This window comes from Catenibacterium faecis (assembly GCF_014306455.1).
GTDB lineage: Bacteria > Bacillota_I > Bacilli_A > Erysipelotrichales > Coprobacillaceae > Catenibacterium > Catenibacterium mitsuoka_A.
Genome location: NZ_JACRWG010000034.1, coordinates 1 through 14,143, shown reverse-complemented (window position 1 = coordinate 14,143; position 14,143 = coordinate 1). Strand labels below are relative to the sequence as shown.

9 protein-coding genes are annotated in these 14,143 nt (G+C 36.6%); 1 reads left to right on the top strand and 8 read right to left on the bottom strand.

Annotated features, from left to right (window positions below):
* Positions 1-125 precede the first annotated feature (125 nt).
* The 5 genes from H8909_RS08385 to rsmA form a co-directional block, all read right to left on the bottom strand.
* Positions 126-3,560 carry a VaFE repeat-containing surface-anchored protein gene (locus H8909_RS08385; RefSeq protein WP_187012508.1) on the bottom strand — a complete coding sequence of 1,145 codons (3,435 nt, stop codon included), beginning with the start codon at positions 3,558-3,560 and terminating at the stop codon, positions 126-128.
* Positions 3,561-3,999: 439 nt separating this feature from the next.
* Positions 4,000-4,950 (bottom strand): ribose-phosphate diphosphokinase, encoded by a 951-nt coding sequence (locus H8909_RS08380; protein ID WP_006504477.1) that lies wholly within the window; start codon positions 4,948-4,950, stop codon positions 4,000-4,002.
* A 15-nt stretch (positions 4,951-4,965) separates the two neighbouring features.
* Complete coding sequence (glmU, locus tag H8909_RS08375; protein ID WP_281492908.1) at positions 4,966-6,363, bottom strand: bifunctional UDP-N-acetylglucosamine diphosphorylase/glucosamine-1-phosphate N-acetyltransferase GlmU; 1,398 nt, start codon at positions 6,361-6,363, stop codon at positions 4,966-4,968.
* Between the two features lie 70 nt (positions 6,364-6,433).
* Positions 6,434-7,300 (bottom strand): 4-(cytidine 5'-diphospho)-2-C-methyl-D-erythritol kinase, encoded by an 867-nt coding sequence (ispE, locus tag H8909_RS08370; protein ID WP_187012506.1) that lies wholly within the window; start codon positions 7,298-7,300, stop codon positions 6,434-6,436.
* A complete protein-coding gene (gene rsmA / locus H8909_RS08365) occupies positions 7,297-8,115 on the bottom strand; it encodes a 16S rRNA (adenine(1518)-N(6)/adenine(1519)-N(6))-dimethyltransferase RsmA (protein WP_187012505.1) in 819 nt (272 codons plus the stop codon). The genes ispE and rsmA overlap by 4 nt, the downstream gene beginning before the upstream one ends.
* An 84-nt stretch (positions 8,116-8,199) precedes the next feature.
* On the opposite strand from rsmA, the gene H8909_RS08360 reads away from it, so the two are divergent.
* On the top strand, positions 8,200-8,697 hold the full coding sequence (locus H8909_RS08360; RefSeq protein WP_238928253.1) for a transcription repressor NadR: 498 nt from the start codon (positions 8,200-8,202) through the stop codon (positions 8,695-8,697).
* A gap of 138 nt (positions 8,698-8,835) precedes the next feature.
* On the opposite strand, the gene rnmV is transcribed toward H8909_RS08360, so the two are convergent.
* From rnmV to H8909_RS08345, 3 genes are read right to left on the bottom strand one after another with little or no spacing between them, the layout of a single operon-like run.
* Positions 8,836-9,360 (bottom strand): ribonuclease M5, encoded by a 525-nt coding sequence (gene rnmV / locus H8909_RS08355; protein WP_187012503.1) that lies wholly within the window; start codon positions 9,358-9,360, stop codon positions 8,836-8,838.
* 9 nt (positions 9,361-9,369) lie between these two features.
* Complete coding sequence (locus H8909_RS08350; RefSeq protein WP_022424598.1) at positions 9,370-9,690, bottom strand: hypothetical protein; 321 nt, start codon at positions 9,688-9,690, stop codon at positions 9,370-9,372.
* Between the two features lie 11 nt (positions 9,691-9,701).
* Entirely contained in the window at positions 9,702-13,928 is a 4,227-nt protein-coding gene (locus tag H8909_RS08345; protein ID WP_187012502.1) for a 2-hydroxyacyl-CoA dehydratase, read from the bottom strand.
* Positions 13,929-14,143: the final 215 nt, after the last annotated feature.

Here is a 14,143-nt window from a genome sequence, read left to right as displayed (position 1 = left end):
ACAATCCCCATTCAGAAAGATAAATCGTAATCAAGCAGAAGTTAGATATAATGTCAGCCACAGACTGACGTTTCCATCATAGGCGGTGAACGGGTTGTTGCTTTCATAAGCTGTTACCTCCCGTATCAGTCAGATTTCTTTACTCTGCGGAATCTCTTATATCCGGCAAAGATAAGACCAGCAGCAGAAATTCCCATCATAGCGAATAATGCGACAAATGGCGTATTATCACCTGTTTTTGGTGAATCGCTTGTCTTTGTTGGTGTGCTAGGTTCTTCTGGTGTCGTAGGGGATTCTGGCTTCTCTTTGATAGTTACCGTCTGCCCCTCGTCCTTGATGTCCTTATGTTCAGCTACTTTGATAGGATTGTCTGGATTGGTTACGTCATATAATTCTTCAAAGGTCACAAGCTCTTTGCCGCCAAGCTCCGAAGCATTGAATATAAATTCAATCTGAACCTCCATTTTAGAATCCTCGGCAGTAAAGGTAAGGTCATTTTCTACACGCTTACCATTCACTAGAAGTTCTGCATTTTCAGACTTCACCATTTCCCAACCTTTAAGAGTGTATTTCACGCCTTTTTCCAAACCGTCTAAAGTGACCGTATCAACGATAGTTACTTTGTCGTCTACTTCAATCGTCTTTTCACCTGTTGCCTTATCGGTAGCGATTGTGTGCATAGTTATGATACGTTCCGTAATCGTCACTGTTTGCCCTTCGTCCTCAATGTCCTTGTGTTCTGCCACCTTTGTAGGCTCGTCTGGATTGGATAAATCGTATAATTCCTCGAATGTTACTAGGTCTTTTCCTGCAAGCTCACTGGCATTGAATGTAAAGGCAATCTGGACTTCCATGCTAGAATCTTTTGCAGTAAAGGTATAGTCACTTTCTACAGGTTCACCGCCAATCAAAAGCTGTGCGTTTTCAGACTTCACCATCTGCCAGCCTTTGAGCTGATAGGTTGTACCTTTTTCCAAGCCATCTAAAGTGACCGTATCAATGACAGTTACCTCTTTACCAGCAACAATCATCTTTTCACCTGTGGCTTTGTCGACAGCGTTGGTATGAATTTCAATCACTCGTTCTTCGATAGTCACGGTCTGCCCCTCATCCTCAATGTCCTTGTGTTCTGCCACTTTGATAGGCTCGTCTGGATTGGATAAGTTGTACAATTCCTCGAATGTCACAAGGTCTTTTCCTCCAAGAGCAGAAGCATTGAACGTATAGGAAACCTCAACTTCCATTTCTGATTTTTTCGCAGTGAATGTGTAATTACTTTCCACAGGTTTACCGTCAATCAAAAGCTGTGCGTTTTCAGATTTCACCATTTGCCAGCCTTTCAACTGATATTTTGTGCCTTTTGTCAAACCATCTAAAGTCACAGTATCAACGATAGTCACGTTCTTTCCAGCAACGATTGATTTTTCACCTGTCACCTTATCTGTGGCAGTCGTATGGATAGTGATTTCTGGCTCGTATTCATCTGTAAGCGTACCTAAATCCACGACTACTTTATTTCTTGACACCACTACATCAAATGCCGGAATTAGCGTCATTCCCTTGTTGGAATCGCAGCGTAATTCTTCGATTGTGTAAGTATCATAGAGCAATGCACCTTTGCTGTCGTCTGGTATGGAAGTACCGAACCAGATACCGTCCTCACTGGTCTTTCCGGCGTTGGTATTCTGCTTATGAGATACCCAATCAGAGGAAGTGGAAAACTGACCGTTTGCGTCTGTCACAATGATATGGCTCTCACCAGTCGTCTTGCTTGTGATCCTAAAGGGAACATTCGCAAGTCGCTTGTGAGTGCCAGCACCGATTTTTACACCCTCAATATCTCCACGCTTAATCTGGTTGTAGATGGAATGTGCTTCATCTGTTAAATCCACGATTTTTCCATCTTCTGTGATTTCAAATTCAATCGGTTTTGCACCGTCCGTCAAATATCCCTCTGGGGCGTTGCTTTCCTCAATACGGTATTTTCCGTATGGTAATGTATCGGCGGCAGTTGTAGCGATACCGTCAACGCCAGTATGGATTGTTTTGACGACTTCATTCTTGTTGTATAACTTGCCATCTACCAAGACAGCGTTATCATTTAAGGAAATGATTTCAAAGGCAGTATCTTTCAAAGTCGCACCGCCTTGTGCTTTTGTATCTTTGGTTTCAAGGTCACGTTTCTGGATTTTGACACCGCCACGGATAACCTTGTCTAATACGGAATACTGGTTGCTGCCGCTTAACGCTGCAAGCTCACCATCTTCTGTAATCTGTGCCACATAGACACCTTTTATCTGTTCAGAACTTCCGGCAGCCTGCATATAAGCACCCTCCAATAAGTAACCGTTTGGAGCTGTCTTTTCTTCTACAGTGATAGTACCAAGCGGCAAGCAGATAGTACCATTCTGTGTATAGAAGCTGTCACCCAATACCTTGTAGGAATCGGCTAATCTTGTGATGTAATGGACTTCATTGTTGCTGTCTTTTTCAGCGATTGTCTTTGTCGTCCATGTGCGTGTTGGTTCTGATGGAAGATTGTCTTTTGTATAGTAACCGTCATAATACTTCCAGACGAACTCCGCACCCTCTAAAGAAGCGTTACCCTGTGGCGTAGCTTTGGAAATTTCCATATCAATCTTGAAAAGCTCAACCAAAGTGTCAGTGACTTTTGGTTTGTCGCTGACTTTTAAAGTCGTAGTTTCATTAACCTTGATCGTCATAGTATAGACGTTCTTATCTAACTGGAATCCCTTTGGAGCTTTCGTTTCTTTCACATAGTATGTCGCAGCTCTTAATTCCACAGTGTCCGTATTACCATTGGCATTTGTCGTAAGTGTGGCAACAGATTTCGTGCAGCCTTTATCAAAATAGACACCATAAGTCGCACCAGAGAGAGAATAGCAGTCATTCCCGTTTGTGACTGTGGTATTACTGGAAGATTTCTGAATCTTGCCATTGCCGACAGCCAGCTCTGCGAAGAACTGTCCTAAATCCTGCCCCTCACCAGTGTAGATATAACCGTAACAGTCATAGCGTCCTTTATTTTCTCTTACAAAGGCTTTCGCTCCGGCGAATACTTCATCTTGCACGGATTTTGAGATTTCATCATAGGAAGCTCGTACATTGTCACAGCTCCACCCAAGATGGACGCTCAATCTCTGCCAGACTACAAGCTGTCTTAAAAGGTAGGCGTGCTGGCTGCTCAATCCTGTATGGCTTTTCGTATACTGTTTGACGTATTCAAGAGATAAAGCAACGTCCTCTATCTGGTAGGCAGTCATGCGTGTACTTGCGTCACTTCTGGTCTTATATCCATTCTTAAAGCCTGTGTTGATGTCGATACAATAAGCGTCCTCACCCTCAACGGTCATATGCCCCTCATTAAATGTAGAGCCGATAGAACCATCATTCATTACTTTCTCAACAATGCCGACACGTTCCTCCGATTCTGTCCAGTATTGTGTTTCCGCAGCATGGACAGCAGTTGTGGGTAGAGCAGTAAAGACGGTTGCGAGAGTAAGAACACCTGTAAGCAATCGTTTCAATATCTTATTCATTTTTTGATTCTCCTTTCATTTGGGTAAAAAAATAGACGCTCATTTCTGAACGTCTGGAAATAAAAAAGGAATACCGTTTTTCAAGTATTCCTAATTCTATATGTTATTTAACTGTATTTATGTGATATGAAGTTGTTTGCTGCTGTTATGCCGCTATTTGTTGTTGGTATCTCAATGGTACATTTCCATCTGCAAATGGTTAGACGAATTTTTCAAACGATAACTAGCCTAGTGCTAAACCACTCTAAAAATTAGAAAAGATAATGATATGCCAATCCTTACCTTTTCGTTTGATGTATTTTGATTTCTGAATTCATTTGAAGTCTAACACTTAACCACTTCATAGTCAAGTAGTTACTGCATAGAAACCACAGGAGCAGTTTACTTATTTCACTTCATATATTTAGTCTAAAAAAGGACTCGTAATGAGTCCTCTACATTAACAATCATACTGAGTGAATACGTCACTAACTGGTAAATCGTTTTCGATGTTTTCAATTGTATGTGCAAGTAATCCTGCAACAGATACAGAAACAAGTTTATCAAATTTCTTATCCTGTGGGATTTCGATAGTGTTAGTAATAACAACTTCTTTTGCCGCACAAGTAGATAATCTTTCAACAGCAGGTCCAGAAAGTACACCATGAGTACATGCAATATATACATCCTTAGCACCTTTCTGTTTTAACATATCAACACCAGCTGTAATAGTACCAGCTGTATCGATCATATCGTCAATTAAGATACAGTTCTTACCTTCAACATTACCGATGATACCCATAACTTCAGCAACGTTTGGTTTAGGTCTTCTCTTATCGATGATAGCGATAGGGCAGTCAAATGCTTCAGACATCTTACGAGCTCTAGTAGCTCCTCCGTGGTCAGGAGATACAACACATAAATCCTGAACCTTCTTTTTACGGAAGTATTTGATTAATAGTGGTAAAGCCTGCATTTCATCTACTGGAATATCAAAGAATCCCTGAATCTGAGCTGCATGTAAGTCAACAGTTACAACACGGTTAACACCAGCTGTAGTTAATAAGTCTGCAACTAACTTAGAAGTGATTGGCTGTCTAGGTTTAGCTTTACGATCCTGTCTAGCATATCCGAAATATGGAATAACAGCAGTAATTTCACGAGCAGAAGCACGTTTTAAAGCATCAGTTAATACTAAGATTTCCATTAAGTTTTCAGTTACTGGATTAGAAGTAGACTGAACAATGAATACGTCCTTACCACGAACAGATTCACCGATTTCACATAAGATTTCACCATCTGCGAAGTGATGAACTTTGCAGTCTCCAACCTTAGTACCTAAAATGCTTGCGATATCCTGAGCTAATTTCTTGCTTGAAGATAAAGAAAATACTGTAATTTTGTTTTTCATATGTGTCCCCTTTTTTTATTTCTTGTTTCTTTCGTTATAAATCTTCATACGTTTTTCTTCTAAAACCTTTGCATAACCAGGTTTGTTCACCTGTCTAGCACGTGCGATAGACATTGCGCCATCTTCTACAGTTTCTGTTACAGTAGATCCAGCCGCAACAAATGCGCCTTCACCAACAGTCACTGGTGCAACTAAATTTGAATTACATCCAATAAATGCATTGTTTCCAATAACAGTCATTGACTTATTCTTACCGTCATAATTGCTTGTGATAGTACCACAACCAATATTAACGCCATCGCCTACTTTAGCATCACCGATATAAGTAAGATGAGCAGACTTGCTTCCCTTACCAAAATCAGCTTTCTTCATTTCCACAAAGTTACCAATGTGTACATTCTCTCTAATATGACAATTAGTTCTTAGTCTTGCATAAGGACCAATATCAGTACCGCTTTCTACAACAGAATCGCTTAATACTGAGAACTTGATTTCCACATTATCCTTAATATCTACATCTGTAAATTCACAATAAGGACCAATATGACAATGTGCTCCTATAGTAGTATGTCCCTTAATAATACAACCTGGTTCAATGATTGTATCCTTACCGATTACAACATCAGTACCAATATATGTGTTATCAGTATCTACAATAGTTACACCATTTAATAACCAGTTCTTATTTACTCTCTTCTGAAGTAACTTAGTTGCTTCAGCAAGCTGAACACGGTCATTAATGCCACCTACTTCACTGAAATCCTGAATCTTATAGCCATCAACCTTCTTGCCTTCTTCATTCATGATTCCAATTAAATCTGTAATATAATACTCACCCTGAGCATTGTTGTTTGTTACTTTCTTTAAAGCTTCAAACATTGACTTGTTATCAAAACAATATTCACCTACATTCATCTCAGTGATATCCATCTGAGATTCCTGTAAATCTTTGAATTCTACAATTCCAGTTACCTGTCCATCTTCCTTAATAATACGACCAAATGGAAGTGACAAGTCACAATCACATGTCATTACAGTACCACTATTTTTACCATTCATATGATAATCAATAAGTCCCTGTAATGTTTCCGCAGTAATTAAAGGTGCATCTCCATTTAATACAAGAGTCATACCTTCTTTATCTCCTAGAACACTTTCTGCCATCATGACAGCATGTCCAGAGCCTTTCTGCTCTTCCTGTAAGACAGTAGTGACGTCGTTATCTAACAAAGCCTTGACCTGGTCAGCCCCATGTCCAACAACAACGACTGTTTCTGCGATATCTAACTTCTTTAATTCATCCACCACATGATTGATCATTGGTTTATATAAAACTTCATGAACAACCTTAGGTGCATCTGATTTCATACGAGTACCTTTACCCGCTGCTAAGACAACTGCATAAACTTTCATCGACATATCTCCTTTTTTTCCCCTACATTCTAGCAAAATTCAATTCAAAATAAAAGAGAAAAGGCGTAAGTTATCCCTTTTTCCTTTTCTCTGGATAGTAAATCTGTGTTTTTACTGCAAAACTATATTTCTTTTTAAAATATGGAAGCACTTTATCAATTAATTCAGGATCTTGAGTCATACCAAAAACAGATGAACCACTACCTGACATAAGAGCACCATCAAAACCAAAGTTCATCATATCATCCTTAATAGACTGGATATCCTGTACCATCTTAATAGAAGGAGCTTCTAAAGTATTACCTAAACAATCTACAACACCCTGATAATCATTCTTTTCAATTGCATGCTTCATTAAATCAATATCTGGATGAACAGCTGTTTCGATATCTAAATCATCAAAACATTTCTTTGTAGAAACACCTTTCTTAGGTTTTACAATCAATAAATGACAATTAAAACGTGAACGATCAATAAAATGTAGATTTTCACCAATACCACCTACAACCGCAATACGATTCCATACACAAAATGGAATATCTGCACCAATCTCTTTACCCATTTCACACATATCCTGATAAGACATACGTAAATGGAATAAGCTGTTCATTGCACGGAATATAGCTGCACCATCGGCACTTCCTCCACCCATTCCAGCTTGAGAAGGAATATGCTTATAACAGTGGATTCTTACACCACTTTGGATATCAAACTTCTTGATTAATGCATCAGCCACCTTATACATGATATTACGTTCATCAGTAGGTACACGGTATGTGTTTGTAGTAATTTCTATACCTTTTTCAATAGGATCAATAAGAATTAAGTCATGAAGACCAATAGGGGCCATAATCATATTTAATTCATGATATCCATCTTCTCTTTCACTTACTACATCTAATGCAAGGTTTATTTTCGCATAAGCACGAATCTTCATAGTGTATGACTCCTTTCTAGTATTCTTATATAGTCATCAATATTTAATTCCTCAGCACGTTTATTGGCAGGAATACCACATGATTCTAATACTTCTTTTGTTTGATCATGATATAAAGACTTTAAGTTATTATAGAGTGTTTTTCTTTTTGCAGTATAACTTGCTTCAATCAGATCAATCAATTCCTGTGATATAACACGTTCTTTATGAATAGAAATAACAGCACTATCTACATGAGGTGCTGGCATGAATACATGTCTAGGCACATTCAATTCATATTGAACATCTCCTACATAATCAATCATCATCTTTAAAGGACTCTTTTCTTCAGAACAGAGCTTTAGTGCGACTTCCTTTTGTACCATAGCGACTAAACGATTAATAGGTGTAGAAGAAGACACAATCTTTGTGATGATTTTAGACGTAATGTAATAAGGAAGATTTGTGACAACACAGATATCCTTATAGTCCTTTAGTTTATTACATGCTTCTTCTAAATCAGCTTTCATAAAGTCCTGGAAGATGATTTCTACATTATCATGTCCTTCTAAAGAGAATGATAACACTTCCTTTAAACGTTCATCTATTTCAAAGCATAATACTTTACCAGCTTTATTAGAGAGCTGTTCTGTAAGAGCGCCTATACCAGGTCCTATTTCAATAACTGCTGTCTCCTTATCCAGCGAAGCATGATCTGCGATACTTTGAATAATACCTGGATCTACTAAGAAGTTCTGTCCATATTTCTTAGAAGGCTTTAAGTTAAATGTATTTAATATAAATTCTGTATTTGATTTTTTTGCGATATTTTCCATATCATTTATTATATAGGATATGTAAAGAAAAGACCATTGAGTTCCCTGAAAAATTCTTCTATAATGGTCGAAAAGGTGATGTATATGGATAGAAAAACAAGAATAATGGAAATAATAAGTAGTAGTGATAAACCTGTTTCAGCAAGTAAAATTGCGAAAGAATTAGGTGTTTCTAGGCAGATTATTGTAGGAGATGTGGCTTTACTTAGAGCATCGGGAGAAGATATCACTGCAACCCCTAGGGGATACATATTAGAAACAAATAGAAGTAATCATTATACAATTGCAGTAAAGCATAATAATGATCAATTAGAAGAAGAATTAAATACTATTGTAGATTTAGGTGGTAAGGTTGAAGATGTGATAGTAGAACATCCTCTTTATGGAGAAATCAAAGGAAATCTTCATATATATTCACGTTATGATGTGTCTAAATTCATGTCTGCAGTTAAGGATCGTGATGTCACACCTCTTTCTCTATTAACAGATGGTGTTCACTTGCATACAATTACAGCACCTGATGAAGAAACATTAGAACGTATTAAAGAAGCGCTGGATGAAAAGCATATATTATTAAAATAATAGGTTTTTGATTTCATCTTTAAAGAAATAGATGAATAATAATGTGTTTCCAAAAAATGGTAAAACTAACTTAAAACATAATATTGTAGGTAGTGAAGAAATTAAATATACATAAAAAAGAGTCAGTAGATGATATGTCTACTGACTCTTTAATGCTTTAAGTACTTCTTCTTTTGTAATACCCATCATATTCAGTCTCTTAAATAATGCTTTCGCATTACCATAACCTAAATGAAAGGCATCATAGACCTGTAGTCTTCTCTTCTTATTTCCTAATACATCTAGATCAATAAATTCATCCCATGAAATGGATTCTTTAGCATCACTAAATGTGACTGCATTTTCTAATGCTTCAATAATTGCATCATGTCTTGCTTCCGCAATACCAAGCTTCTTCACACCCTTGGCATCTTTTTTTGCGACAAAGGCATGCTTTGCATTAGGAACAGCCTGAATGACTTTATTTCTAATCTGTGTACCAGGATAATCAGGATCTGTTAAGACAATGACACCACGTGTTGAAGCAGCAGTCTTAATGAGAGATAGAATATCTTCGTTGATTCCTGATCCAGATGTTTCAATTGTATCTACATCAAATAACTGTTTAAGTGTTGCTGTATCTGTTTTACCTTCTACTACAACAACTTCTTTAATCTTTCTCACAATATTCTCCTAACTCAGCAAGTCAATCATACGTTCTATTGTACGTTTGACATCTCCCTGATCATAATAATAATCGAAATCTTTCTCAACCATTACAGTGAGTATAAGGCAGCATGTATCATAATCAGCCTGTGAAAGGGTTATACCCTTCACAGGTTTCTTTTTATACTTGTAGTCGCCTAATTCTTGTAATACACGTCTATATATTACAGGGTTATTCTTACAGGCTAATTTCTTTAATACAGAAATCTTATTATAATTCAGTTTTGATCTTATAAAGCCTAGAATAGCCCTACCTCGCGAGGGCGGGGTGGAATGTCCATCTTCCATATCTTCCTCCACTATTTAGATGATTCCATGTTCTTAAATGCTGTTGATAACATCAATTTAATACGGTTAAGCTGGTTTGTTTCACTAGCCCCTGGATCATAATCAATCGCAACGATGTTAGACTGTGGATATTTTCTTCTTAATGCCTTAATGACACCCTTACCTGTTACATGGTTAGGTAAGCAGGCAAATGGCTGCATACATACGATATTTGGTGCACCTTCATCAATGAGTTCAATCATTTCACCAGTTAAGAACCATCCTTCACCTGTCTGGTTACCAATAGAAACAACTTCACTTGCTTTCTTCGCAATTTGATCAATAGGATGTGGTGCATCAAAACGATTTGATGCTTCTAATGCCTTAATCATATCTTTTCTTAAGAAGTCTACGAGTTTAATTGCTACATTACATAACTTAGCTGATTTCCAGCTTGCATCATAATGTTCATGTTCATATTGAGTATTGTAGAAACAATACTGGAAGAAGTCAATTAAATCTGGCATAACTGCTTCTGCGCCTTCTTCTTCAATAATCTTTACAATCTCATTATTGGCAGTAGGGTGGAATTTAACAAGGATTTCTCCTACAAGACCTACTCTAGGTTTCTTAATATCTAGAAGTGGTAATTCATCAAATTCCTTTACAATCTGATAAACGTTCTTCTTGAATTCCTTCATAGAACCATTTTCAACGTTTTCTTTACACTTTTCTACCCATGATTTATATAATTCATTAGCTGAACCTTTGACCTTTTCATAAGGTCTTACACGGTATAAGACTCTCATGAATAAGTCACCATACATAGCCCCAATAATAACCTTCTTAGCCACCTTATAAGTGATCTTAAAGCCTGGGTTAGATTCTAATCCCTGTAAGTTTGCTGAAATAACAGGTACATAATCCATATGTGCATCCTTTAATGCTTTTCTAATAAACGCAATATAGTTTGTTGCACGACATCCTCCACCTGTCTGTGAGATGATCAATGCCACCTTATGAGGATCATACTTACCTGAATTCAAGGCATTCATCATCTGACCTGTTACTAAGATACTTGGATAACATGCATCATTATTAACATACTTTAATCCCTGATCTACAGCATCTTTATCTACAGAAGGTAATACCACAAAGTTATAGCCTTCTGAATTCATTGCAGTTTCTACAAACTGGAAATGAATAGGAGACATCTGAGGGCATAAAATAGTCCATCTATCATCCTTCATTTCTTCTGTGAATGATACTTTTTCAGATTCATATTTATTTTCTAAGTGTACAGTATTGTCTTTCTTCTTTACTGTTGCTTTAAGTGATCTAATACGGATTCTGATTGGTCCTAAGTTAGAGGCTTCATCAATCTTAATAAGTGTATAAATCTTACCTCTTGCCTGTAATAATTCAGCCACCTGGTCACTTGTAACTGCATCTAATCCACATCCAAATGATGTTAACTGGATAAGTTCAAGATCTGGTTGAGTTGTTACAAATTCAGCAGCACGATAGAGTCTAGAATGATATGTCCACTGGTCTACTACACGTAAATCTAAGTTTTCTTTATTTAAATTACATACAGAATCTTCTGTTAATACACAGAAACCTTCACTTGTAATTAAGCTGGCAATACCATGGTTGATTTCTGGATCCACATGATAAGGACGTCCTGCAAGGACAATACCCTTCTTATGGTTTTTATGCATCCATTCCAATGCTTCCTGACCCTTTACTTCAATATCTTTTCTTGCACGTGCTAATTCCTGATAAGCCTTATCAATCGCATTATGCATTTCCTTATCTGAAATATCATATTCAGCTAAAGATTCCTTCATTACCTTAAATAATGTCTTAGGGTTATTTAAAGATAAGAATGGGTTCTTATATTTCACATGTTTTTCTTCTAAGCTGTCTACATTGTTTCTAATAACTTCTGGATAAGAAGCAACAACTGGACAGTTATAGTTATTACCTGCATCTTCATATTCTTTTCTTTCATATGCTACTGATGGATAGAAGATAAAAGGAATACCTCTTTCAATTAGGTTTTCAATATGTCCATGAGAAATCTTTGCTGGATAACAGGCATTTTCTGATGGAATAGATTCAATACCCTTTTCATAGATTTTCTTAGAAGATCTTGCAGATAAGACAACTCTAAAGCCTAACTGAGTAAAGAATGTATGCCAGAATGGATAGTTCTCATACATATTAAGTACTCTAGGAATACCCACTTCTCCTCTTTTTGCATCATCTTTAGAAAGTGATTTATAACCAAAGATACGACCATATTTATAATCATAGAGGTTAGGTAACTTTTTAGATGTCATTGGAAGGTTAGCCCCTCTTTCACATCTATTACCTGAAATATATTCTCTACCATCATTGAATGATGTAATAGTTAACATACAGTTATTTGTACACTTACCACAGTTTCTAATCTTTGTATCATAGTCAAGTGCTTCTATTTCTTCTAATGAAAGAATAGTAGAAGGTTCATTGTCATCATTTTCAATCGCAATACGAGCCATACCATAAGCACCCATTAATCCTGCGATATCAGGTCTTACTACTTCAATACCTGTTTCTTTTTCAAATGCACGTAGTACAGCTTCGTTATAGAAAGTACCTCCCTGTACAACAACATGCTTACCAATATCTTCTTTACTTCTTAATTTAATAACTTTATATAATGCATTCTTGATAACTGAATAAGATAAACCAGCACTGATATCTTCTACAGAAGCACCTTCTTTTTGTGCCTGTTTTACCTTTGAGTTCATGAATACTGTACATCTAGAACCTAAATCAATAGGGTGTTTAGACTTTAATGCAAGTTCTGCGAATTCTTCAATCTTATAACCTAATGATTTTGCGAATGTTTCTAAGAATGAACCACATCCTGCAGAACATGCTTCATTTAATGAAATGTTCTGAATGACATTATCTCTAATAGTAATAGCCTTCATATCCTGACCACCAATATCAAGAATGAAATCTACATCAGGTTCATAGGCTTTTGCAGCAGTATAATGAGCAATTGTTTCTACTTCACCAATATCCACCTTTAAAGCAGCTTTAATAAGGGCTTCACCATAACCAGTAACACCTGCTTTCGCAATATAACATCCTTCTGGAAGCATCTGATAGATTTCCTTCATCAGACTCATGATCAGCTGTAATGGATTTCCTTCATTAGAACTATAGAAAGAGTATAAAATAGCACCCTGATCATCAGTCATGATAATCTTAGATGTTGTAGAACCAACATCGATACCTAAGAATACTTTACCTTTATATTTCTTAAGTGTTCTTTTCTTAGTGATATGAGTAAAGTGTCTTTCTCTGAATTCTTTTAATTCTGCTTCATCATTAAATAATGGTTCTAAGACATTTGTAAGTTCTGTAGGGGAGTCTGAAAGACCTTCTAAGTCTTCAATAATCTTAGAGATGTTTAATGGGTTTTCTACTTTTTCTTTTGCATTTAAACATGCTCCCATAGCAACAAATAGCTGTGAGTTCTGTGGGAAGATGATTTCATCTTCAGTTAAACCTAATGTTTCAATAAAACGTTCTCTTAACTGATCCATGAAATAAAGTGGACCACCTAAGAATGCAACATTCCCTCTAATAGGTTTACCACAGGCAAGACCAGAAATAGTCTGGTTGACAACTGCCTGGAAAATAGATACCGCAATATCTTCTTTAGATACACCTTCATTAATTAAAGGCTGAATATCTGTTTTCGCAAAAACACCACAACGTGATGCGATAGGATAGATTGTCTTATAGTTTTTCGCATATTCATTTAAACCAGCCGCATCAGTCTTTAATAAAGTAGCCATCTGGTCAATAAATGCCCCAGTACCTCCTGCACAAGTACCGTTCATACGCTGTTCAAGCTGTCCTTCAAAATAAGTAATCTTGGCATCTTCTCCACCAAGTTCTATAACAACATCAGTTTGTGGAATATATGTTTCTACTGTCTTTGTACACGCAATAACTTCCTGTATAAAAGAAATACCAAGCTTATCTGCAAGAGATAAACCTCCTGAACCAGTCATAACAGGATATAAATCAATATCACCCATCTGGTTCTTTACTTCAATTAATAACTCATAGATTGTTTTTCTAACATCTGAGAAATGTCTTGTGTACTTAGAGAATAAGCATTTATCATTCTCATCTGTCAAATAGAGTTTTACAGTTGTAGATCCTACATCAATTCCTAAATAATATTTCATATTTCCACATCCTTCTCTCTTTTTTGAGTATTATATCGAACCTATATTAAACGAATTTTAAGAAATAATCTAGTTTTTTGCATAATAAAATTATAAAATCTGACTACTCCCACGGGCAAGCCCGTGGGGTTCTGATTGCCAAGTGTAGCTTGTAATCGTACATCATTTTCAGACTTTGGAGTTACAAGTGTAAATCTATTTGAATCAGAACTTTC

What these genes read in the sequence shown, in the direction of transcription:
- ispE (WP_187012506.1), bottom strand. Translation starts at nt 7,300, where the DNA reads ATGAAGATTCGTGCTTATGCGAAAATAAACCTTGCATTAGATGTAGTA.
- H8909_RS08345 (WP_187012502.1), bottom strand. Translation starts at nt 13,928, where the DNA reads ATGAAATATTATTTAGGAATTGATGTAGGATCTACAACTGTAAAACTC.
- H8909_RS08380 (WP_006504477.1), bottom strand. Translation starts at nt 4,950, where the DNA reads ATGAAAAACAAAATTACAGTATTTTCTTTATCTTCAAGCAAGAAATTA.
- rsmA (WP_187012505.1), bottom strand. Translation starts at nt 8,115, where the DNA reads ATGGAAAATATCGCAAAAAAATCAAATACAGAATTTATATTAAATACA.
- glmU (WP_281492908.1), bottom strand. Translation starts at nt 6,363, where the DNA reads ATGAAAGTTTATGCAGTTGTCTTAGCAGCGGGTAAAGGTACTCGTATG.
- H8909_RS08360 (WP_238928253.1), top strand. Translation starts at nt 8,200, where the DNA reads ATGGATAGAAAAACAAGAATAATGGAAATAATAAGTAGTAGTGATAAA.
- H8909_RS08385 (WP_187012508.1), bottom strand. Translation starts at nt 3,560, where the DNA reads ATGAATAAGATATTGAAACGATTGCTTACAGGTGTTCTTACTCTCGCA.
- H8909_RS08350 (WP_022424598.1), bottom strand. Translation starts at nt 9,690, where the DNA reads ATGGAAGATGGACATTCCACCCCGCCCTCGCGAGGTAGGGCTATTCTA.